The sequence below is a fragment of the Streptomyces umbrinus genome, assembly GCF_030817415.1.
GTDB lineage: Bacteria > Actinomycetota > Actinomycetes > Streptomycetales > Streptomycetaceae > Streptomyces > Streptomyces umbrinus_A.
In genome coordinates this window covers 4,830,313-4,852,971 of the sequence record NZ_JAUSZI010000002.1, presented here as the reverse complement: position 1 = coordinate 4,852,971, position 22,659 = coordinate 4,830,313, and the positions used below count along the sequence as shown (strand labels likewise).

15 protein-coding genes and 3 pseudogenes are annotated in these 22,659 nt (G+C 71.4%); 10 read left to right on the top strand and 8 right to left on the bottom strand.

Annotated elements, in window-relative coordinates; all coding sequences use genetic code 11:
* Window positions 1–774: 774 nt before the first annotated feature.
* Together QF035_RS21160 and QF035_RS21155 are read right to left on the bottom strand one after the other, a co-directional pair.
* A complete protein-coding gene (locus tag QF035_RS21160) occupies window positions 775–1,761 on the bottom strand; it encodes an aldo/keto reductase (protein ID WP_307522008.1) in 987 nt (328 codons plus the stop codon).
* Between the two features lie 182 nt (window positions 1,762–1,943).
* Window positions 1,944–2,834: a hypothetical protein gene (locus QF035_RS21155; protein WP_307522007.1), complete on the bottom strand. Its 891-nt coding sequence runs from the start codon at window positions 2,832–2,834 to the stop codon at window positions 1,944–1,946.
* A gap of 396 nt (window positions 2,835–3,230) precedes the next feature.
* Between QF035_RS21155 and purN the strand changes: the two genes are divergently transcribed.
* The 3 genes and pseudogenes from purN to QF035_RS21140 all read left to right on the top strand — a co-directional run.
* Complete coding sequence (purN, locus tag QF035_RS21150) at window positions 3,231–3,851, top strand: phosphoribosylglycinamide formyltransferase (protein ID WP_269651208.1); 621 nt, start codon at window positions 3,231–3,233, stop codon at window positions 3,849–3,851.
* On the top strand, window positions 3,848–5,428 hold the full coding sequence (gene purH, locus QF035_RS21145) for a bifunctional phosphoribosylaminoimidazolecarboxamide formyltransferase/IMP cyclohydrolase (RefSeq protein WP_307522005.1): 1,581 nt from the start codon (window positions 3,848–3,850) through the stop codon (window positions 5,426–5,428). The genes purN and purH overlap by 4 nt, the downstream gene beginning before the upstream one ends.
* Before the next feature lie 464 nt (window positions 5,429–5,892).
* Window positions 5,893–7,642, top strand: a pseudogene (locus QF035_RS21140) (DUF6531 domain-containing protein); the annotation flags it as partial.
* A 164-nt stretch (window positions 7,643–7,806) separates the two neighbouring features.
* Here the strand turns inward: QF035_RS21140 and QF035_RS21135 are convergent.
* The 4 genes and pseudogenes from QF035_RS21135 to QF035_RS21120 all read right to left on the bottom strand — a co-directional run bounded on the left by QF035_RS21135 (window position 7,807) and on the right by QF035_RS21120 (window position 11,909).
* Window positions 7,807–8,491 (bottom strand): annotated as a pseudogene (locus QF035_RS21135) (FHA domain-containing protein).
* Window positions 8,492–8,691: 200 nt separating this feature from the next.
* A pseudogene (locus QF035_RS21130) lies at window positions 8,692–10,265 on the bottom strand (serine/threonine protein kinase).
* A complete protein-coding gene (locus tag QF035_RS21125) occupies window positions 10,262–11,080 on the bottom strand; it encodes an FHA domain-containing protein (RefSeq protein ID WP_307522003.1) in 819 nt (272 codons plus the stop codon). Before QF035_RS21125 ends, QF035_RS21130 begins: the two are co-directional and overlap by 4 nt.
* 190 nt (window positions 11,081–11,270) lie before the next feature.
* Window positions 11,271–11,909, bottom strand: coding sequence for a hypothetical protein (locus tag QF035_RS21120; protein WP_307522002.1), 639 nt, complete (start codon window positions 11,907–11,909; stop codon window positions 11,271–11,273).
* Between the two features lie 303 nt (window positions 11,910–12,212).
* Here QF035_RS21120 and QF035_RS21115 point away from each other — a divergent pair, with 303 nt between their 5' ends.
* The 3 genes from QF035_RS21115 (at window position 12,213) to QF035_RS21105 (ending at window position 14,929) form a co-directional block, all read left to right on the top strand.
* Window positions 12,213–13,067, top strand: a complete 855-nt coding sequence (locus tag QF035_RS21115; protein WP_307522000.1) for a bifunctional methylenetetrahydrofolate dehydrogenase/methenyltetrahydrofolate cyclohydrolase — start codon at window positions 12,213–12,215, stop codon at window positions 13,065–13,067.
* Window positions 13,057–14,064: a DUF3017 domain-containing protein gene (locus tag QF035_RS56275; RefSeq protein ID WP_444968434.1), complete on the top strand. Its 1,008-nt coding sequence runs from the start codon at window positions 13,057–13,059 to the stop codon at window positions 14,062–14,064. The genes QF035_RS21115 and QF035_RS56275 overlap by 11 nt, the downstream gene beginning before the upstream one ends.
* A gap of 337 nt (window positions 14,065–14,401) precedes the next feature.
* The gene (locus tag QF035_RS21105; protein ID WP_307521999.1) at window positions 14,402–14,929 is read left to right on the top strand and encodes a helix-turn-helix domain-containing protein; all 528 of its coding nucleotides are present in this window, start codon (window positions 14,402–14,404) and stop codon (window positions 14,927–14,929) included.
* 42 nt (window positions 14,930–14,971) lie between these two features.
* Here QF035_RS21105 and QF035_RS21100 read toward each other — a convergent pair whose 3' ends face one another.
* Complete coding sequence (locus tag QF035_RS21100) at window positions 14,972–15,529, bottom strand: peptidoglycan-binding domain-containing protein (protein ID WP_307521998.1); 558 nt, start codon at window positions 15,527–15,529, stop codon at window positions 14,972–14,974.
* Window positions 15,530–15,907: 378 nt separating this feature from the next.
* Between QF035_RS21100 and QF035_RS21095 the strand changes: the two genes are divergently transcribed.
* From QF035_RS21095 to QF035_RS21085, 3 genes are all read left to right on the top strand, one after another.
* Entirely contained in the window at window positions 15,908–17,212 is a 1,305-nt protein-coding gene (locus QF035_RS21095) for a helix-turn-helix domain-containing protein (RefSeq protein WP_307521996.1), read from the top strand.
* An 821-nt stretch (window positions 17,213–18,033) separates the two neighbouring features.
* Entirely contained in the window at window positions 18,034–19,023 is a 990-nt protein-coding gene (locus QF035_RS21090) for a malate dehydrogenase (RefSeq protein WP_307521995.1), read from the top strand.
* A gap of 786 nt (window positions 19,024–19,809) precedes the next feature.
* Window positions 19,810–19,947, top strand: coding sequence for a hypothetical protein (locus tag QF035_RS21085; RefSeq protein WP_307521994.1), 138 nt, complete (start codon window positions 19,810–19,812; stop codon window positions 19,945–19,947).
* Between the two features lie 31 nt (window positions 19,948–19,978).
* On the opposite strand, the gene QF035_RS21080 is transcribed toward QF035_RS21085, so the two are convergent.
* Window positions 19,979–20,872, bottom strand: coding sequence for a GNAT family N-acetyltransferase (locus tag QF035_RS21080; protein WP_307521993.1), 894 nt, complete (start codon window positions 20,870–20,872; stop codon window positions 19,979–19,981).
* Window positions 20,873–21,132: 260 nt separating this feature from the next.
* Between QF035_RS21080 and QF035_RS21075 the strand changes: the two genes are divergently transcribed.
* Window positions 21,133–22,644, top strand: coding sequence for an aldehyde dehydrogenase family protein (locus QF035_RS21075; RefSeq protein WP_307521992.1), 1,512 nt, complete (start codon window positions 21,133–21,135; stop codon window positions 22,642–22,644).
* Window positions 22,645–22,659 lie beyond the last annotated feature (15 nt).

Genomic DNA, 22,659 nt, shown 5'->3' with positions numbered 1-22,659 from the left:
CGGGCGACCCCGGCTCATGGGCCTCTGGCTCGGGAGCCGTTGGCCAAAGGACCGCAGGCACACCTTCCGGGCTTCGAGCCGTCAGGAGGCCTGTTCCCGCCTCACGCCCACGAGGCGTCACGAGCCGTGCTCCCGGACGTCGAGCGGTCAGGAAGGGTGCTCCCGGCCGACAAGCCCTTCGAGCAGGCCCAGCAGCCGGATTTCGGGTTCTCCGAGCAGGATCCTCGGCCTGAGTCCGGGCTCTTCGAGCGGGTCCCTCGGACCGAGTCCGGGCTCTCCGAGCAGGCCTCTAGGACCGAGCTCAAGTCTTCCGAGCAAGCCGCTCGCCCCACGGCGGGGTCTTCCGAGCAAGCCGCTCGCCCCACGGCGGGGTCTTCCGATCAGGCCCTTCCCCCCGAACCCCTCGCCCACCAGCGCCTCGCCCCCGAGCCGTCTGCATCCCCCCTCAACACCCGCCCGGCCCAAGAACTCCCCACCGAACCGCCGCCGCCGCGCACCCCGGGCACCCAGGGCACCCCGAGAACCAACTGGTTCTCGCGTGTCCGTCGTCGGCGGCAGCCGGAGGCGCCGCCCGTCGTCCCCGTCGCCCCCGTCGAGAGTCGCCGCGCCGGCCCGGACCCCGACTTCGAGCCGTACGACTTCCTGCCCCCCTCCGACTCCTTCGGCTCCCTCTGGCACGACGACGTCTCGCGTGAGGCGCGCTGGGCCGCTCTCAAGCAGGCGTCCGGCCCGACCGACTCCCCGGACCGAGGGGACCGAAGGGACTGACGCGGGTCAGCGGGCCGCGTCCAGGCGGGCCCGCTGTTCCGCCGTCAGTTCCAGGTCCACCGCCGCCAGGTTCTCGTTCAGCTGGGCCACCGAGGAGCAGCCGACGAGGGGGATCGCCGGGACTTCGCCGTCGATCAGCCACGACAGGACCACCTGGTTGACCGTCGCGCCGGTCTCCTCGGCGACCGAGCGGAGTGCCGCCAGCCGCGCCGGGGTGCCCGCGTGGTCGAACTCCGGGCCGAGCGGCTTGTCCTCGCGGACGTAACGGCCGGACAGGAGCGGGGTGTAGGCGACGAGCGTGAGGGACGGGTCGTCGCGCAGGTAGCTGAGCAGGTCGCCGCCTGTCACGCCCTGGTCGCCGTCCGGCGAGAGCTGCCCGGGCAGGTCGGCGCGCTTGCGCAGATAGCTGTGCTGGTACTGGAGGACCTCGTAACCCGGCAGGCCGGCCGCCGCCGCGAGGCTCCGGGCCCGCTCCAGGCGCCAGGTCCAGTGGTTGCTCGCGCCGAGCAGCCCGACCGTGCCCTCGGAGACGAGCTCGGCGAAGCCCTCGACGGTCTCCCGCAGGGGCACGGCCGTGTCCTCGATGTGGGCGTACAGCAGGTCCAGCTTCGGGACGCCGAGCCGCTCGCGGCTGCCCTCCACCGCCTCCCGGATGGCCTTGGCGGACAGCCCCTCCGGGTTGTCGGTGTAGCTCGTGCCGGGGGCGAGCGGCCGTGCGCCCAGCTTCGTGGCGATGACGATCTCGTCGCCGATGCCACGGCTGCGCCGCCAGCGGCCGAGCAGGGCCTCGCTCTCGCCGCCCTGCGTGCCGTCGACCCAGAACGCGTAGTTGTCGGACGTGTCGATGAACGTGCCGCCCGCCTCGACGAACCGGTCGAGGATCGCGAACGAGGTCGCCTCGTCCGTGACCGTCCCGAACAGCATCGCGCCGAGGCTGAGGACGCTCACCTCACGGCGGGTCCCGGGGGCCGTTCCGATCGTGCGGTAGCGCATGCGGGTGTCCTCCCCTTACGGCCCGCCGTGCGGCGGGCGTTGAGAGGAGCATGGATTTTGAAGCGCACTCCAAGTCAACCCACGGCCGTACCCCGTACGGAACTCACGGCCGCACCCCGTACGGAACTCACGGCCGCACCCCGTACGGAAGCCACGGCCGTACCCCCTACGGCGCGGGCCCGTCAGCCCTGCGTCCCCAGCAACCCCCGCAGCTCCTCCGGCAGCAGCTTGTCGCAGGACTTCTTCGCCGTGTTCGTGAGCGAGTCGTTCACGCACGTGTAGTAGTCGCTGTACACGAGCTGTGCCGTGAAGGTGGCCGCGACCATGGCGAGGGCCAGGGAGGCGGTGACCAGACCGCTGATCGCCGCCGTGGTCTGGGGCCTGGAGCCCGAGGTGGGCGGCGCCGGGGTGTTCGGATCCGGCGCGCGCGGCGGCTTGGCGCGCAGGGCGCTGATCGCCCAGTACATGGCCAGCGCGCCGAGCAGGAGCGCCACGTACGGCCAGCTGAAGAGGGCGAAGAAGAACGCCCACATGCCGGACAGCAGCGCGAACCGGGCGCGGCGCTGGGCGGGGTCCGTCGGGTCCCAGCGCATTCCGGTGCCCGGGCCGCCGGGCCCCTCCGGGCCGTTCTGGCCACCGCCGGAGCCGCCGTTGGTACCGGGCCGGTCACCGAAGCGGCCGCCCTGCGCGGGCCCCGGCTGGCGGTCGCTCCACTGGCTGCCCCAGGGGGAGGAGCCGTCACCCTGGCCGTCCTGGCCCTCGCCCTGTCCGCCGGCGGGCCGGCGCGGCTGCCAGGGCCGGTCGGGCGTGCCCTCGGGCGGCGGGGCGAAGGGGTTGTCGTCGGCAGGAGGCTGCGGCGGCTCGGGCCGCTGCCCGGAGTCGGGCGCACCGGAGCCGCCCGCGCCACCGGAGCCGCCCCGGCCGCCCGAGGAGCCCTGCCCACCTGCGGAACCCTGGCCGCCCGCGGAGCCCTGCCCGCCCTCGGGCACGTCGTCGTTCTCCCGCGGCGGAGTGGGAGAAGGGCGCCGCTCGCGCAGCAGGAGCGGAGGGAGTCGGAGACTGCGGTCCGGCATCAGGTGTGCGTCTTCCCCTTGATGGTCTCTGGCGGCAACGTGTCCACAGAGCTGGTTACGTGTCCGGGGCTCGCGCCCAAGCGTTCGTACCCGTCCCTGGTCAACGTCCCGTGCGCAAAAGGCGTTCCCCTGTGCGCACCGTGTTCCCCGGGCGGATCCTCCCCAGACGCTACCTTCCGGCCACGCCCCCGTCCCGTGGGGGCCGCCCGGTGTGCCGGTATCGTTGCTGACGGTCGGCCGCTTCGTAGACTTCCCCGTATCCGGGGGCTCGATGCATTCGTACGACCGTACAAACGCCGACCGCGGACGCACTCTCCCCGAGAGCCGCCTCCCAAGAACCCCAAGAACCCCAAGAACCCCCAGGAACCCCGAAAACCTCCGAGAAAGGGCCCCGCCGTGGCCAAGGCCAAGCGCCTCGTCGTCCTGGTCTCCGGATCAGGTACGAATCTGCAGGCTCTCCTCGACGCGATCGCGTCGGAGGGGACGGCCGCCTACGGAGCCGAGATCGTCGCGGTCGGCGCGGACCGCGACAACATCGCCGGCCTGGAGCGCGCCGAGCGCGCCGGGCTTCCCACCTTCGTGTGCCGCGTGAAGGACCACGCCACGCGCGACGAGTGGGACAGGGCGCTGGCCGAGGCCACCGGCGCGTACGAGCCGGATCTGGTCGTCTCGGCCGGGTTCATGAAGATCGTGGGCAAGGAGTTCCTGGCCCGGTACGGCGGCCGGTTCGTGAACACCCACCCCGCGCTGCTGCCGAGTTTCCCGGGGGCGCACGGCGTTCGCGACGCCCTCGCGTACGGCGCGAGGGTCACCGGGTGCACCGTCCACTTCGTCGACGACGGCGTCGACACCGGCCCGATCATCGCTCAGGGCGTGGTCGAGGTCCGGGACGAGGACGACGAGAGCGCTCTGCACGAGCGCATCAAGGAAGTCGAGCGAAGCCTGCTCGTCGATGTCGTGGGGCGGCTCGCCCGCAACGGCTATCGCATTGAGGGACGAAAGGTAGTTATCCCGTGACCGCCGAAGGTACGCAGGGTACGCAGGACACGAAGCGGGTCATCCGCCGCGCGCTCATCAGCGTCTACGACAAGACCGGTCTCGAAGAGCTGGCCCGCGGCCTGCACGCGGCCGGTGTCGAGCTGGTCTCCACCGGCTCCACCGCCGGGAGGATCGCCGCCGCCGGAGTCCCGGTCACCAAGGTCGAGGAGCTCACCGGCTTCCCCGAGTGCCTGGACGGCCGGGTCAAGACGCTGCACCCGCGCGTGCACGCGGGCATCCTCGCCGACCTGCGTCTGGAGTCCCACCGGCAGCAGCTCGGCGAGCTGGGCGTGGAGCCGTTCCAGCTGGTCGTCGTGAACCTCTACCCGTTCCGGGAGACCGTCGCCTCGGGCGCCACGCCCGACGAGTGCGTCGAGCAGATCGACATCGGCGGCCCCTCGATGGTCCGCGCCGCCGCCAAGAACCACCCGTCCGTGGCCGTCGTCACCAGCCCCGAGCGGTACGCCGACGTGCTGTCCGCGGCCCGCGACGGCGGCTTCGACCTGCACGCCCGCAAGCGGCTCGCCGCCGAGGCGTTCCAGCACACGGCCGCGTACGACGTCGCCGTCGCCTCCTGGTTCGCGAGCTCGTACGCGCCCGCCGACGACTCCGCCTTCCCCGACTTCATCGGCTCGACCTTCGAGAAGCGCAACACCCTGCGCTACGGCGAGAACCCGCACCAGGGCGCCGCGCTCTATGTCGACGGCACCGGCGGTCTGGCCGACGCCGAGCAGCTGCACGGCAAGGAGATGTCGTACAACAACTTCACGGACACGGACGCCGCGCGCCGTGCCGCGTACGACCACGACGAGCCCTGTGTCGCGATCATCAAGCACGCCAACCCGTGCGGCATCGCGATCGGCGCGAACGTCGCCGAGGCGCACCGCAAGGCGCACGCCTGTGACCCGCTGTCGGCGTTCGGCGGCGTGATCGCCGTCAACCGTCCCGTCTCGAAGGAGATGGCGGAGCAGGTCGCCGAGATCTTCACCGAGGTCATCGTCGCGCCGGAGTACGAGGACGGCGCGCTGGAGGCCCTCACCAAGAAGAAGAACATCCGCGTGCTCCGCGCCCACCAGGGCCCGGCCGCCTCCGTCGAGGTCAAGCAGATCGACGGCGGCCGCCTTCTCCAGGTCGCCGACCGCCTCCAGGCCGACGGCGACAACCCGTCCTCCTGGACCCTGGCGACCGGCGACGCCCTGTCGCCCGGCGAGCTGGAGGAACTGGCCTTCGCCTGGCGGGCCTGCCGCGCGGTGAAGTCCAACGCGATCCTCCTCGCCAAGGACGGTGCCTCCGTCGGCGTCGGCATGGGCCAGGTCAACCGCGTCGACTCCGCCAAGCTCGCCGTCGAGCGCGCGGGCACCGAGCGCGCCCGCGGCTCCTTCGCCGCCTCGGACGCCTTCTTCCCCTTCCCCGACGGTCTGGAGATCCTCACCGACGCCGGCGTCAAGGCCGTCGTCCAGCCCGGCGGTTCGGTCCGCGACGAACTGGTCGTCGAGGCCGCGAAGAAGGCGGGCGTCACGATGTACTTCACGGGGACGCGGCACTTCTTCCACTGAGCTTCCACTGAGCAGCCCGCGTCAGGCGGCCCGTCGGCAGTCCAACCAGGACACCGGCGGGCCGTTGTCGTGTCACGACACCACTGGAACGGAAGCCCGGCCCCCGGCCGCAGGTGGTGCAGGGGCCCTCTGTCTCCGCCGGCTTCATCCGGCAGGACATGACTTTCGGTCAGTTCCTGGCGCCTCGTTGGACGGTTGATGACGCGTCAGGACGAGCGGTAAGGGCTTTCGAGCCCCTTCGATACCTTATGGGGGCTTAAGGGGTAGGGCGAATTCCGGGCTGAATGGTAAGGGATTTCGGGGGTACGGGCCGAAATTCTGTGTGGTTCCCGTGGCACCTTGTGCGCCTCCGGTGACCGCTGGGGTCCACCGGGATCCGTCATCCTGTGGGGGAAGTTTTGAACACTCGTGCCTTAGGCACGCCCGTTCGGCGTGCCCGTAAGAGATCATCCCGCCTGACCGCGATGGCCGTCATCGCCTCAAGCGCACTGGCTCTGTCGATGCTTCCGGCCGCTGGCGCGTTCGCGGACGACCCGCAGCCTGCCTCCGCGTGGGGTAAGGACGCACCCCGTTTCACCATGCCGGATGTCAAGGTCGGTTCCACCAGGCCGGTGCCGACCGAGGCGGAGAAGTCGCCGTCGGCGGAGGTGGCGGCCTGGCGCAAGGCCCAGAAGGAACGCGCCGCCCACCCTGCCCCGAAGGGCGGCAAGCCCGGCTCAGGTTCTGCCCGTGCCGGTGCTGCGGACGGCGACGCGTTGGCGTTTGTGCCGGAGGGGCAGGGCGATGTCCCCTGGCACCGCATCACGGACTTCTCGATCACCGACGCGCTGACCGCCCGGATCAACTACTCCACCGGCAACCTGATGCTGACCGCGACTGACTTCGACATCGCCGGCGTGGGACAGCGGCTCACCCTCGCGCGTACCTACAACTCCCTCGACGCGCCCTGGGGCAAGGTGTCACAGCGTTGGTGGCAGCAGTACGAGCGCTACCTCCAACTCCTCGACGGCGAGGCCGTGTTGTACGACTCCTCCGGCGACACCCTGCGCTTCACGGAGAACGCGGACGGTTCCTTCACCACGCCCAAGGGCTATTCCGAGGACCTGAAGAAGAACGCGGACGGCACGTACACCCTCACCCAGCGCAAGTCCGGGGCGAAGGACACGTACGACGCCAACGGGACGCTGACGAAGGTCACCGACCGCAACAACGGCACCATCACCGTCACGCGGCACGACGAGGGCGGCGAGCACAAGGGCTTCAAGCTCACCGAGACCCGCTCCGGCCGGTGGATCGATCTGCTGAAGACCGATGCCTCGCAGTGGCAGGCCAAGGACAACACCGGCCGCACCGCCGTCTTCGACCTCGACCCGTCCGGCAACCTGGCCAGGACCACCGACACCGAGGGCAAGTCCACCGTCTTCGGCCACGACTCCTCCGGCCGGATCAACAAGATCACCACCGCCGAGGGGCGCGTCACCGCATTCACCTACGACGACGCCAACCGGGTCACCTCCATGCTGCGCGCCACCGAGTTCAACGGATCTGTGGACACCGGCCCCGACGTGGACCTACACCTACGACACCACCGCACCTTCCGCGGCGGGCACCACGAAGGTCACCGACCCCGAGTCCCACAGCACCGCGTACGAGCACAACGCCGACGGCGAGGTCTCCGAGGTGACGGACGCGTTGACCCACAAGCGGTCCACGAAGTTCGACGCGAACCACGACATCGACACCGGCACGGACGCCATGGGCTCGGGGACCACTCCGGGCAACGTGACCGACTACGGCTTCAACGCCCGCAACAACCTGGAGACCGTGGCCCTGCCGACCGGCGCCAGGACGGTCAACAGCTGGCAGACCGTCGCGGGCGGCGACGTTCCGAAGGACTCCACCAGCCCGGACGGTGAGAAGACCGAGTTCAAGTACGACGCGATCGGCAACACCATGTCGGTCGCGCAGACCGGCACCGGCGGCGGCAACGTCTCCTACACCTACAACCCGGCCACCCCCACCTGCGGCGGGTTCGAGGGCCAGCGCTGCACCCAGAAGACGAAGATGTCGTCGACGAAGACCGTCACCACCACCTTCCACCACGACACCAAGGGCAACCTCGGCACCGTCACCCCGCCCGCCCCGCTGGGCAGGACGACATACACCTACGACGCGCTGGGCCGCACCGAGACCGTCACCGACGGCCGCGGCATCAAGACCGTCCTCGGCGGGCCTGCCCGAAGCCTCGCCTCCCTCCCCCGCGAGCCTGGCCGCGTACACGCTGCCGAACGCGCCGAACGCGCCGGACGCGAGGAGCTCCCGTACCTCCCAGGGGCCCACCCGGTAGCCCTTCGGAACGGCGACGGTGGGGCCTCCGTTCACTGCCCCACCTCGCTCGGGGCCGCCGCGAGGACGACCAGATCGTCCTCCCGTACCAGGTTGAAGCGCAGGGCGAGGGAGACCAGCGACTCCTTCTTGCCGTAGCGGCGCGGGCCGGGTTCCGCCGCGTCCGGGCCGGGCCGCAGCCGGAGTTTGACCGCCAGGTAGTCGATGTTCGAGTACACGGAGGAGCGGTTCGCCGCGCAGCCGGGGCTCGCACAGGGCGGTGAGCACGGCGAAGTACCGCTTCGTGCGGTCGAGCGTGAACGCCGGGGCAGTGGTGGTGCCGGAGAGCCCGGAGCGGGCCGCGGCGCCGTAGCTGTGGCGCGGCGCCCACACGTCGAAGCTGAGCAGCTCGTCCGCCGCGGGCAGGACGACACGGGAGAACTCGAACGACACGGGCGCGTCCAGTCGGCCCGGCGCGACCTTGATGTGCTCGCCTGTGCCCTCCGGGTTCTCGACCACGTAGGTCTGGTCCTCGCTGAGGTTGCTCAGGATCCAGAAGGCCCGGTGCGCGGTGATCTCACCGGCGACCCTGGACACCCCTTCGTGGGCGATCCTCAGTCCGCCGTCCCGCGCGGTTCTGCCGAAGGCGAGCTTCTCACCCGCCGAGAGCCTGATCTGGTCGTCGCATCCGTCGGCCGGTCCGCCACTCCGCGGTGGCACCACGATGATGCTGTACATGGAGTCGTCCCCGTCCTCCTGCCTCAACGGAGGCCAGAGCAGGGCGAGTTACCGGTGACATGTCACGGCGGCGCGACGGGGGTGGGCACGGCGACAGCGGCCTCCGGCCCTCCCCCGAGGGGGTCGGAGACCGCCGCGTTCGCAGGGACCGATATCGCCCACCCTGGCGGCGGGCGCCCGCGAGAGGTACCTCGGAAGTCTCAGGGCCACTTCCTCTCCGCGGGCGTGTACTCCTTGAGGTAGTGAGCGACGCGGGCGGCGTAGTCGCGGTACTTCGGGGGAACACCGGCCGCGTCGTTCACCTTCTCGTACGACGTCCGGTAGGCGGCCGCGATCAGCACGCGGTGGTCGCCGTCGAGCTTGGGGTCGAGTCGTGGCGCGATCCAGCACAGATATCTGCTCATGGCGGGGATGGACTCGGCGGGGGAGAAGGGGGGTTCGGGGATCGTCCTGGCGGTGACGCCGTCGGACCGGATCCACCAGCGCAGCACCCGCGGGGTCCAACGGGCGATGCCGTACTCGTCGTTGGCGGGGTCGGACAGGCCCGGGTCGAAGTCGCTCTCCACCTTCAGCATGGCGGCGAGGAGCGCCGGGGTGACCTCCTCCTGCACACAGTCGTGCGCGGAGTCGACGATCAGCGGCCGATAGACGGCCGGTACGCCCTTGCCGGTACGGAGTTCACCGGCACCGTACGAGGCCTGGACGACCTTCTCGGTCGCGGGGCCGTTTCCCGCGCCCCCCTCCGCGCCGCTCCCACTGTCGCCCGCCCAGGTGGTGATGCCGTACGCGAGCCCCGAGACGGCGACCGTGGCGGCCGCGGCGGCGAGGACCAGCGTCGAGCGGGTCCGCGCCGGGCACCCAGCCTCGGCAGGCGGGGCGAGCGGCTGGTGCCGGCCGCCTCCTCCACCCGCCGCAGCAGCGTCTCTGTGGAGATCCGTTCCGTGTGCGTACGGGCCAGACAGTCCCGCACGATCTCCCTCCAGCCGTCCGGCAGTTGAGGAGACAGCCGTAGCTCGTCCGTGCCGCGCGCGTACCTGACCGCGGCGTCCCGGCGGGCCGAGGGGGTGCCGCCCGGCAGCGGGAACGTGTCGGTGAGGACGAGATGGGCGAGGACACCGAAGGCCCAGACGTCGGCCGAGGGGCGGATCTGGCGGCCGCGTTCGCCGATCTCGGACCAGAGGAGTTCGGGCGGGGTGTAGTCGGGGGTGGAGAAGGCGGGGGTGTAGGCGTGGGTGCCCTCCAGCTCGGCGGCCATGTTGAAGTCGGCGAGCCGGGCCGAACCGTCCTTCATCAGCAGCACGTTGGCGGGCTTGAGATCGCCGTGGACCCAGCCGGCGCTGTGCAGCTGGGCCAGTCCCTCGCAGGTCTGCGCGAGCAGCGCGGGGCCCTGCGGCGGGTGCGGGGAGCGGGCGAGGAGCGCGGCGAGCGAGCCCTCGGCCCGTTCCAGTACGAGGACGGTGGCGCCGTCGAGTTCGGGGTGGTCCGGGTCGTCGACGGTGAGGGTCTCGTACATCCGGATGAGCCGCGGGCGCGTGAGTCTTCGGTGCAACTCGACCTCGCGCTCGGCCAGTTCACGCAGATGCGTCAGCTGACGGAGCGTACCCGTGCCGGTGGGCAGGAACTTCAGCGCGGCCGACTTCGGCACGCCCTCGCGCGGCTGGGCGCACCGGGCCTCGTAGACGCTGCCGAACGCGCCCGTGGCGATCGGGTCCCGCACCTCCCAGGAACCCACCCGGTACCCCTTGGGCACCGAGATCGCGTACGCCTCGGTCACCGCGCCGCCCGGCTCGCCGGCCCCGTCAGGACGAGCAGGTCGTCCTCCCGGACGAGATCGAAACGCAGGGCAAGGGAGACCAGGGACTCCTTCTTGCCGTTGAGGCGGGGGCCCGTGTCCGCCGTGTCGGGGCCCGGCTTGAGGCGCAGTTTCACAGCGAGGTAGTCGATGTTCCACTGGACCGACGTGCGGGACGCGGCGGGCCAGTGGGGGCGCAGCCGCTCCACGACCTGGTCGACCGTCGGCAGCGGGGCGTGCGGTTCGCCGCGCAGCCGGGGCTCGCAGAGTGCGGCCAGGACCGCGAAGTACCGCTTGGTGCGGTCGACGGAGAACGCGGGCGTGGTCGTCGCCCCGTCCAGGCCCTCGGGTGAGCGCAGATAGTCGTGGCGGGGTGCCCACACCTCGATGGGCAGCAGGTCGCCCGCCGCCGGGAGGACGATCCGGGAGAACTCGAAGGGGACCGGCGCGTCCAGCCTGCCGGGTCCGACCTTGATGTGCTCGCCCGCGCCCTCCGGGTTCTCCACCACGTACGTCTGGTGGGCCGAGAGGTTGCTCAGCACCCAGAACGCGCCCTGCGCGGTGATCTCCCCGGCTTTCCGGGAGACGCCTTCGTGTGCGATCGCAAGCCCGTTGCCGTTCGCGGAACGGCCGAAGGGCAGCCGCTCGCCGGGCGCGAGCCGGATCTGGGGGCTGGTGCGTTCTGCGCCGTACGTCCCGACGTGCGTCCCGCCGTGTGCGTCGCCGTATGTGCTGCCGTACGTGCCGCTGTGTTCGTCCTCCGTGGTCGGCGGAGGTACCACGATGATGCTGTACAAGGCCGTTCTCCCCGTCCCGCTCCCCGTTCCCAGTCCCGTACGCGGTTACGGGATCAGGGTATGGCGACGCGGCAGGGCCGTGTCCCCCCTCAGTGGGGTGAAACACGGCCCTTGGCGTGAATGGCGTGAACGTGCCGTTGCGGAGCGGGAGCCCGGGGGCTCCGGGGTCGGTGCCGCGCGGGCCCCGAGGTCAGTACCGCGGGCGGTTGAACCATGCCGAGGCAGCGCCGTTCACCATTGAGGCGAGGATGATGCCGGCCATGGCGAGCGAGATGAGCCCTCCGAAAGTGGCCGAGCCGCCCCCGCCCTGCACGGTGTTGCCGAGGCCGCCGAGGATCATCAGCGACGCGTAGACGATCGTCGTGACGCGGATGCCGCTGCCGCCGGTCTTGAACTTGACGCCCAGGAAGATGGACAGGGCGCCCAGGCCCACCAGGAACGCGGCGAGCACGAAGCCCAGTCCGGCGAGGGTGTCGGTGCTGTCACCGCTGCCGATACCGTTCGACACGTCCTGCGCGGCGCCGACGGCGATGCCCGCGATGATGCCGAACAGGATCTGGAATCCCGCCAGGATGAACAGCAGGACACGCGCGGTCTTCATCAGACCGGGCATCTCTACGGGCATCTGGTTGCCGCCCGGGTAACCGGGATACCCGGGCTGCTGCGGGTAGCCGTAGCCGGGCTGCTGCGTCGGGGCGCCCTGCGGGTAGCCGTAACCGGGCTGGCCCTGGGGCGGGTAGCCGGGCTGGCCCTGGGGAGGCTGGGGCGGGTATCCGGGCTGCTGGCCCTGCGGCGGACCGTAAGGGTTGTTCGGGTCGCCAAAACTCATGGCGCTTTCCTCCGTCGTTGCGTAAGTGCGGGGACGACGCGGCACATTTCGGAGGAAAGTTCTACAGATGCGGTTCGTCCCCCCGGTACTGTCCGCGGCACTGTGCCGCTCATCGTCCTTAACACGTCGCTTATTTGTCCAGCCGGATACCGCGTGTGTTGTGCAAGTGCAACATCGCCGATCATGGGCGCGGGCCGGACGGCGACCGGACGGAGCGTGTTGGGGAGGTGCGCCGGGGAGGCCGGAAGTGGCCGTGGAGGGCCGGATTGGAACCAGGACCCGGTCATCCGCGAGGATGGGCCCATGACCGCCCAGATTCTCGATGGCAAGGCCACCGCAGCCGCGATCAAGTCCGATCTGACCGTCCGCGTGGCGGCCCTGAGGGAGAAGGGCATCACGCCCGGCCTCGGAACCGTCCTGGTGGGCGACGACCCCGGCAGCCAGAAGTACGTCGCGGGCAAGCACCGCGACTGCGCCCAGGTCGGTATCGCCTCCATTCAGCGGGAACTGCCCGCGACCGCCACGCAGGAGGAGATCGAGGCGGTCGTCCGCGAGCTCAACGAGGATCCGGCCTGCACCGGTTACATCGTCCAGCTGCCGCTCCCCAAGGGCATCGACGAGAACCGCATCCTGGAACTGATGGACCCGGACAAGGACGCGGACGGGCTCCATCCGATGAACCTCGGCCGGCTCGTCCTGAACGAGCCGGCCCCGCTGCCCTGCACCCCCAACGGCGTCCTGACCCTTCTGCGCCGGTACGGCGTGGAGATCAAGGGCGCCGAGGTCGTGGTCGTCGGCCGTGGCGTGACGATCGGCCGCCCGATGCCGCTGCTGCTCACGCGCCGCTCCGAGAACGCGACGGTGACGCAGTGCCACACCGGCACCCGCGACCTCGCCTCGCACCTGCGCCGGGCCGACATCATCGTCGCCGCCGCGGGCTCCGCGCACCTGATCCGCCCCGAGGACGTGAAGCCCGGTGCGGCCGTCCTCGACGTCGGCGTCTCCCGCAGCGCCGAGGGCAAGATCGTGGGCGACGTCCACCCCGGTGTCGCCGAGGTCGCCGCCTGGATCTCCCCGAACCCCGGCGGAGTGGGCCCGATGACCCGCGCCCAGCTCCTCGTCAACGTGGTCGAGGCGGCGGAACGCAGTGCCGGCTGACCGGGCCGCCACGGGGCGGGACAGCGAGACCGACGCCTCCGCGAGGGCGGACACGTCGGCGAAGGGGGATGCCCCGACGAAGCCCGACGCGGTGATGCGGGCCGAGGTCGCGACGCGGGCCGAGACTGTGGACCAGAACGACGGGGAGCGCCGGGAGGGCGGCCGGGCTCGGAGCGACGCCGCGGGCCAGGGCTCCGAGAGCGCCCCTGTCGTCCAGGACACCGAGTCACGGGGGACGTCCGCCGCCGGGGCATCCGTACCGGAACGGGAGCCGACCGGCACCGAGCCGACCGGCGCGGAGCCGACCGGCGCGGAGCCGACCGGCGCGGAGCCGACCGGCAGCGAGCCGAGTGGCGCGGAGCCGACCGGCAGCGAGCCGAGTGGCGCGGAGCCGACCGGCAGCGAGCCGGAGGTCGGTCAGGCGCCGGCCGCGGAGCCGGCCGGCAGCGAGCCGCACCCGGCGCACGCCGACGAGGGGGACTCCGGCGAGACGGACTCCGACGGCACCCCGGCCGGGGACGCCGAACCCGGTGCCGACGCGGTTCGCGAGGGCGAACCCACCGCCCGGGACGCGGTCAGCGCGCCCGGCCCCGACGGCCGGCCCCGGAGGACCACGCGCCGGTTCCCGCTGTTCACACGGGACACCGCACGGCCCGAGGGCGGTGGCAGGGCGGCTCCCCGAGACGCGCCCGCGCCCGCGCGTCAGTGGCCGATCCTCGCGGTCATCGGCACCGTCGGACTCGGTCTGCTGCTGACCGCGCTCGACCTCTTCAAGGTCGGCACCCTGCTGATCGGTGTCGCGCTGCTCGCGGGCGGCGTCATGCGCTGGACGCTGCCCGACGTGGGCATGCTCGCCGTCCGATCCCGGTTCACCGACCTCGTCACGTACGGCGTCCTGGGCGTGACGATCGTGCTGCTCGCGATGATGGCGCAGCCCAACCCGTTGCTGGAGATCCCGTTCCTGGACGACACGCTCCACTTCACGATCAGGACCTAGCGAACGCGGCGCCCGCGTGACGAAAGCCCGTCCCCTCTTCCCGAGGAGGCGGGCTTCTTCGTGGACGGGAGCGGCGCCCGTCCACTCCCCCGAGCGAGGACGGGCGCCGCCTGGACTCCAGAGTCATGGACGTGCCAACGGCGGTTCAATGCCTGTCAGTCCCCTGTGGCACGGAGGTGACGGTTCCGGTACGTCCCGTCCGTCGGGAGGCCCTCGTGCGGCCGTCGTATGGCGTTCGTCCCGCAAGACATCCGGCGGGAACCAATCCGCCGCCGGCGCCGTCACCCGGTCATAGCGGGGGATGTACGTGGGAGATGGCGAGGGGGCAGGAAGAAGGATGAGCGCCTGGCAGTCACTGCCTGCGGATCTTCCGCCGGAGGTGGCGCATTTCGTGGAGCAGCTGCGGCTGCTCAAGGACCGTACGGGGCTCAGCCTGGTCGCCCTGGGCGAGCGCACGGCATACAGCAAGTCCTCCTGGCACCGCTATCTGAACGCGACGCAGCCCCCGCCCCGGCAGGCGGTCGTCGCCCTGTGCCGGGTCGCGGGGACGGACGCCGAGCGCTTCTGCGTGCGCTGGGAGCTGGCAGTGCGGGCATGGCCGCGAACGGTGGCTCCGGCCCCGGCGGGGGTGCCCGTGGCCGGGGGCGAGGGTGCGAACGGGGCGACGGACGGGGGCAAGTACGGGGGCACGTACGAGGACGTCCCCACGGTCCCGTGGTGGGACCTGCTCGCCGAGGCGCCGGAACCGGAGTCCGCCCCCGCCCGGACCTCCTGGGCCGCCTCGCACCGTCTGCTGCTCTACGCCCTGGTGCTCGTCCTCGTCCTGCTGCTGACCGCGGTGGTCGGTGCCGTCACCCTGGCGTGATCACACGTCGGACTGACAGTCCGAGGGCTCGGGGCAGATGGTTCAGCCGCGCCAGTTGTACGCCGCGACCTTCCACTGCGTACCGATCTTGACGTAGTACTTCCCGCTCAGCCGCTTGAACGTGACGTCCCGCTGGTAGCCGCTGTACGTAACCTGGCCGCCCCGGTACGGGCCGTCGAGGAAGTCGTCTGCGTGGCCGAAAGTCTCCTTTCCGACGATGCCGTCGACGTCCTCCAGCTCCTCGCGCGCCTGCCACCACTTCGTGGCCGACTTCGTCTTCCAGCCGAAGGAGCCGTCGATGTCGTACTTCGTGAAGGGGCGGTTCACGCCGTTGCCGTCCCTCCACCTGGCGCCGTCCGCGTAGAGGACGGTCTGCCACAGACGGGTCGCGTTGCTGTTCGTGTGGCGGCTGACGGAGAGCGTCCCCTCGTCGCCCCAGTCGTTGTACGCGCCGCCGGTGCCGTCGATGACCTGCGGAGAGGCGGCGGAGCCGGACGTGGCCGCGGCGAGCGGACCGCTCGTGCCGAGCGCGAGTCCCGCGGTCGCCGTCACGGTGACGGCGGTGAGCAGTCGACGATTCGACCTGCCCTTGGTGTGCATGTGATCCCCCTGAGGTCGCGAGTGACGCACGGGGTCGCGCATGTGTTCCCCGCGTGTCGATGTGTTGACAAGTTCGAGGATTTACGCTGATCACCGCCGACACCAGGGATAACGTGGGCAATCGGGACGCTCCGGGACGTCCCGTGCGCTGACCAGGTGATCCTGTCGGCCGGGAGGGAAGTCGGTGGGACACTGGACCGCAGACCAACGGGCGTGCAACGGTGCATGCCCACAGGCCCGAATGCTCCCGTGCGCCCCCATCCCGGGAACTGAGATCCTTACTGTGCGCATCCCTGTGGGTAGCCAGAACGAGGACTCGGCAGAGGGCTTCACGCGCGGGAAAAGCCAGCACGTACGGGGGGAAAGAGGGGGGTAGCAATGCCTCGTTGGAGGGCCTTGCCGGATGAACTCGATCCGCAGGTCAGGGAGTTCGCCAGCCAGCTGCGCCGGTTGGTCGACCGCAGCGGACTGAGTGTCGCCGCCGTGGCCGACCGCACCGGGTACAGCAAGACGTCCTGGGAGCGGTATCTGAACGGCCGGCTGCTCGCGCCGAAGGGCGCGATCGTGGCTCTGGCCGAGGTGACCGGGACCAATCCCGTCCATCTGACGACGATGTGGGAGCTTGCCGAGAGGGCCTGGAGCCGCTCGGAGATGCGCCACGACATGACCATGGAAGCGATCCGGATCTCCCAGGCGCGTGCCGCGCTCGGAGAGTTCGGGTCGACTCCGGCCAAGGGGGGACGGAACGGGAAGCAGGCGCGCGCCGGGGGTAGCGCGACAGCGGCGCCCACGCCGGGTATCGCGGGACCTGCCGGGGTGGCACCCACAGTGCCGCCGGGGACTCCGGTGCAGGGGGAGGAGCGGCGGACGCAGCGCGGCGCCGGTGCCGGCAGCGGCTCGGGCGGGGCCTCGGGTTCGCGTGGTGGCGGCTGGGGAGTCGTCGCCACGCCTTCGGGGACGTCCGGAGCGTCCGGGGGGTACGGATACCCCGGGGGTCTGGGTACGTCGAGCGCCGGCGCGTCCGGCTCTGCCGGTGTGTCTGGTGCGTCCGGGTCGTCGGGCCTCGGCCCGTCGGGTTCCTTCGGACCGTCCGGTATGGCCGGTCCCGCCGGTGCCGCGGGCGCGGGCGGTTCTGCCGGGGGTCCGCCCCAGGACGCGCGGCCGCGTTCCGGCGGTTCGCCCGACGGGAAGCGCGGGAAGCGCCGGCTCACGATGTTCCTCGCGGGGGTCGTGGGCGCGCTCGTGGTGATAGCCGCGGCCGTGTTCCTCACGAACGGCGGGAGCGACGACAAGGCAGGGAGCGACACCACACCGACGCCGACGCCGACCGTCAGCAAGGAGCTGCCGGCCGGTGTCGAGTGCTTCGGCGCGGACTGCGCGGGCAAGGACCCGGAGAACATGGGCTGCGGCGGCACGCTCGCGACGACGGTCGAGAAGGCAGTCGTCGGCACCGCCCAGGTCGAGGTCCGCTACAGCGAGACGTGCGGGGCAGCGTGGGCCCGCATCACCGCGGCCGGGCCCGGCGACGAGGTCCGGATCACGGCGGGCAAGGCAGCCGCCCAGACCGCCGAGGTCGACACGGACACCGACGCCTACACCCCGATGGTCGCCGTCAAGAACGCCACCGCGGCCAAGGCCTGCGCCACCCTCCAGACCTCGGGCGAGGAGGGCTGCACGAAGTAGCACACAGAGGCTCACGCTGAACGAGCTTCACCCGGGTGCCCGCCTCACGAGAGGCGGGCACCTGTTTGTTCGGGACCGGGTCCCGACCTCTCAGGTCCACGGGCACCCAGTTTCCAGCTCCACGGGCACCCGCCTTTTCCGGGAGGCGGGCACCCGCGGTGTCTTCAGGGGCGCGGGGAACTGCGCGACCAGCCCAACTCGACCCGCACATACCCACAGCCCCAAGCCCACCCGCTTGTTCGGGCCGCAGGCCCGGCCTTTTGGGGCCGCAGGCTCCTGCCTTTCAGGGGCGCGGGGAACTGCGCGATCAGCCCAACTCGACCCGCACACACCCACCACCCCAAGCCCACTCAGGCCCCCGAACCCCACCCACGCGATCCGGGGCGCCCCGCAACTATTCGTCAAACAACAGGAATGCCCTCCCCCCGCCGGGGCAGGCGAACCGTACCCCCACGGGAGTCCGGCACCGACCGGGAGGACTCACCCCCCTCCCGGCCACCCGGCACCCCCACCAAGGCGGCCGTCGTCCTTCTCTCCCGGAACGACGGCCGCCTTCCCATGCCCCCTCCCACACCCGGCCCCACACCCCGCCCGCGTCCCGCGCCTCCGCGGAGCGCCCCGCCGAGCGCCCTGTGGGGTGGGCCACATCGGCCCCGGCCGTACGGGATCCCGGATGCGCGATAGCCTGACCGCTGGATCTCTCTTGACGCCAAGAGATCGATCATCGACACAGGTGATCGATCATCCCGGCGGCAGGGCAGGGATCCCGTACCCCGGGGCAGGGACGCCCCACCGTCGTCAGCTGTCATACGGAGAACGCCATGACCCGCACTCCCGTGAACGTCACCGTCACCGGCGCGGCCGGCCAGATCGGTTACGCCCTGCTCTTCCGCATCGCCTCCGGCCAGCTGCTCGGCGCGGACGTGCCGGTCAAGCTGCGTCTCCTGGAGATCACGCCGGCGCTGAAGGCCGCCGAGGGCACCGCCATGGAGCTCGACGACTGCGCCTTCCCGCTCCTTCAGGGCATCGACATCACGGACGACCCGAACGTCGCCTTCGACGGCACGAACGTCGGTCTCCTCGTCGGCGCCCGCCCCCGCACCAAGGGCATGGAGCGCGGCGACCTGCTCTCGGCCAACGGCGGCATCTTCAAGCCCCAGGGCAAGGCCATCAACGACAACGCCGCGGACGACGTCAAGATCCTCGTCGTCGGCAACCCGGCCAACACCAACGCCCTCATCGCCCAGGCCGCCGCCCCGGACGTACCGGCCGAGCGCTTCACCGCGATGACCCGCCTGGACCACAACCGCGCGCTCACGCAGCTCGCGAAGAAGACGGGCTCGACGGTCGCGGACATCAAGCGCCTCACCATCTGGGGCAACCACTCCGCCACCCAGTACCCCGACATCTTCCAGGCCACGATCGCCGGCAAGAACGCCGCCGAGACCGTGAACGACGAGAAGTGGCTGGCCGAGGAGTTCATCCCGACTGTCGCCAAGCGCGGTGCCGCGATCATCGAGGCCCGTGGCGCCTCGTCGGCCGCCTCGGCCGCGAACGCCGCCGTCGACCACGTGTACACGTGGGTCAACGGCACGGCGGACGGCGACTGGACCTCGATGGGCATCCCGTCGGACGGTTCGTACGGCGTCCCGGAGGGTCTCATCTCCTCCTTCCCCGTCACCACGAAGGACGGCTCGTACGAGATCGTCCAGGGCCTCGACATCAACGAGTTCTCCCGCGCCCGCATCGATGCGTCGGTGAAGGAGCTGGAGGAGGAGCGCGAGGCGGTCCGCGGCCTCGGCCTCATCTGAGCCGAAGCCTCAGGGCCCAAGCCTGAAGCCGCCCCCCGGGAGTCCCCGGGGGGCGGCTTTTCGCGCACCGCGCACCGCCCGGGACCTGCTCTCCCCACGCGCAGCAGGTCCCGGACAGCGCGGGCGTACGAGCCCGGCTCGGGCTCGGGCGGTGTCGATCCAGTGGTTCGTGACGGTCGGGCCGCCGGAGCAGCGCAGGCTTGTGGGCGTGGTGACCGCCTTCCAGGCGGACCACTTGTAGTCACCGTCGGAACACCGGATGCCGAGCCGCCGACTCCCGCCGCCCGCAATGCTGTTGCAGGCGCCCCGGGCGAAGGTCGGGCTGGTCTGCTCGCTCCAGCAGGCGCTGGGCGCGGCGCTCGCCGGTGCGCTCATGGCACCTAGGGCCTGTCTGACAATTCCCTCCCCCAGCCTCCGGCCGGGAGGTGCCCCCAGCCTCCGGCCGGGAGGTGCCCCCAGCCTCCGGCCGGGAGGTGCCCCCAGCCTCACGACGCCATGCACGCACTCTCGCCGCACCGGGCGCAGAGCCAAGTACGTCCAGTACGAGGCTCTACGCCCGGCACGCCGAGAGCACGCACCTGACGCCGCGAGGCCGCCCTCCGGGCGACGACGGGAATTGTCAGACAGGCCCTAGGGCGAGCGCGGCTCCGAGACCCCTCAACCCCGAGGCGGGCCCACCGCCCCGCCACCGCCGACTGCGTCCTGACCTACGCCCTGGAGGACCAGGGGGACGGGGTCTACCGGATCCGCTCGCTCCACCCGGTCTTCGGCTACGGCTGCCTGGGCGTGACCGGCGGTTCCAAGAAGAGCTGGGCCCCGGTGCTCCAACTGTCCTGCGGTCAGGACGAGTCGGGCCAGACGTTCCGCTTCGACCCGGTCCCCTCCCCGAGCGCGGTGCCCTCGATCAGCAGCAAGGACGGCTGACGGGCGAGGGGCTACAGCCGCGGGCCGTACATCAGCGGGGCAGGACCAGGACCTTCTCGAACCAGTAACTGGCGTGCGCGTTCGCGTCGTACGCCGGGATCTCGACGTACCCGCTCGTGCGGTACATCGCTGCGGCCTCCTTGAGGACCTCGTGCGTGTCGAGGCGTACGACGTGATGCCCGCGCCGGGCGGCCGCACGTTCCAGTGCGGTCAACAGCCGCCGCCCGAGGCCGAGTCCGCGCGCGTCGGGGTGTACCCAGAGATGCCGGATCTCGGCCGTGTCGGCGTCGAGCGCGCACAGCGCTCCGCAGCCGACGGCACGCTCCTCCTCGTACGCGACGAGGAGGACGGCGATCTGTTCCGGCGGTACGAGATCCGTGGCGGCGTACCCCTCGGGGAACCGCTCGTCGAGTTCGGCGGCGAAACCGGCCAGACAGGCCCGCGCGTCGGCCGACCGGGCGTCGACGGCCCTGACACCGACCCCCGCCAGCCGCAGCAGCCGCTCGGCCACGGTGACGGCCCCCGTCAGCCGCTCCCGCTGCTCCTCGCTCAGCCCGTCGAGCAGGCCCTCGGCGAGTCCGTCGGCCCGCCGGTTCTGCTCCGCCAGCTCCGCCCGCCCGGCCTCCGTGAGCTCCGCGAGGCGCAGCCGGCTGTCCGTCGGGTGCACGCTGACCCGGACGAGCCCCTGGCCCTCCAGCGCGCGCACCATCCGGCTCAGGTACCCGGCGTCCAGGCCGAGTCGGGTCCTCAGCTCCCTCAGCGACGCGCCGGTCCCGATCTCGAACAGCAGGCGCGCCTCGCCGAGCGGCCGGTCCTGCCCGAGGTAGTGATCGTCGAGCACACCGATCCGGCGGGTGAAGTAGCGGTTGAAGCGGCGCAGGGTGGTCACGTGCTCCGCGGACACTGACGCTGTCACTGGCTCCATATTTCTTTGACTTTAGTCAAAGGATGGCCGGGTGTCCATGGTCGGGCCACGGCCGGAGACCCCGCCGCCGAAGACGGTCACCCGCAGCCTCGCCTTTCGCGCCTTCTGGTCGCATTTCCGATGATTTTTCAGTGACCCCGCGCACTATCCGTCACCGGTTGTGCATGCAAACCAGGCCCCGGGGCAGGTGCACTCGGCCCGCGAGAGTGACACGCGTGTGACACAGGGGCACGGAACAGGAACGGAAGGCAACACCGATCATGTCGGGACACCAGGCGCAGCAGACGATTCACGTGGGCGGAGAGTGGCGTGCGGCCGCCTCAGGGGCCACGCGCGACATTCTCGACCCGGCGGACGCCAAGGCGTTCGCCGTGGTCGCCGAAGGCGGCGTACCGGACACGGACGCCGCCGTCGAGGCCGCCCGGGGCGCCTTCGACCACGGAGAGTGGCCACACACGCCCGTCACCGAGCGGGCCGCGCTCCTGCGCCGCGTCGCCGACCTCCTCGTACGCGACCGCGAACCGCTCGGGCTCCTTGAGAGCCGGGACGCGGGCAAGACCCTGGAGGAGGGGCGCGTCGACATCGACTGTGTCGCCGACGCCTTCCGGTACTTCGCCGATCTCGTCGTCGGAGAGGGCGGCGGACGGGTCGTCGACGCCGGGTCGGACGACATCCACAGCGTGGTCGTGCACGAACCCGTCGGCGTCTGCGCGATGATCACGCCCTGGAACTACCCCCTGTTGCAGGCGAGTTGGAAGGTTGCCCCCGCCCTCGCCGCCGGGAACACCTTCGTCATCAAGCCGAGCGAGATCACTCCGCTGACCACGGTCGCCCTCATCGAGCTGCTGGTCGAGGCCGGACTGCCCGAGGGCGTCGCCAACATCGTCACCGGTCCCGGCCACAGCGTCGGCGCCCGGCTCGCCGAGCACCCGGACGTCGACCTCGTGTCCTTCACCGGCGGACTCGTCAGCGGTACGAAGGTCGCGCAGGCCGCCGCCGTCACCGTGAAGAAGGTCGCTCTCGAACTCGGCGGCAAGAACCCCAACGTCGTCTTCGCCGACGCCTGCGCCACGGAGGAAGGGTTCGACACCGCCGTCGACCAGGCCCTGAACGCCGCCTTCATCCACAGCGGGCAGGTGTGCTCCGCGGGCTCCCGGCTCATCATCGAGGAGTCCGTGCGCGAGCGCTTCGTCGCCGAACTGGCGCGGCGGGCCGAGCGGATCCGGCTCGGCCGCGGCACCGAGGACGGCGTCGAGTGCGGACCGCTCGTCTCCGCCGAACAGCGCGAGAAGACCGAGTCGTACGTCGCCGCGGCGCTCGCCGAGGGCGCGGTGCTGCGGGCCGGCGGCGCCCGCCCCGAGCCGTCCGCCGAGCGGCCCGCCACCGGCTACTTCTACGAGCCGACCGTCCTCGACCAGTGCCACCGCGACATGCGGGTCGTCCGGGAAGAGGTGTTCGGCCCGGTCCTGACCGTCGAGACCTTCCGTACGGAGGACGAGGCCGTCGCGCTCGCCAACGACACGGAGTACGGGCTCGCGGGCGGTGTCTGGACCGCCGACGCGGGGCGCGCCCGGCGCGTCGCCGGCCGGCTGCGGCACGGCACCGTCTGGATCAACGACTTCCACCCCTATCTCCCGCAGGCGGAGTGGGGCGGCTTCGGCAAGAGCGGTGTGGGGCGCGAACTCGGGCCCGCGGGGCTCGCCGAGTACCGCGAGACGAAGCACGTCTACCAGAACCTCGCGCCGAAGCCCGTCCGGTGGTTCACGGGCTGACCCCCGCCCCGACCA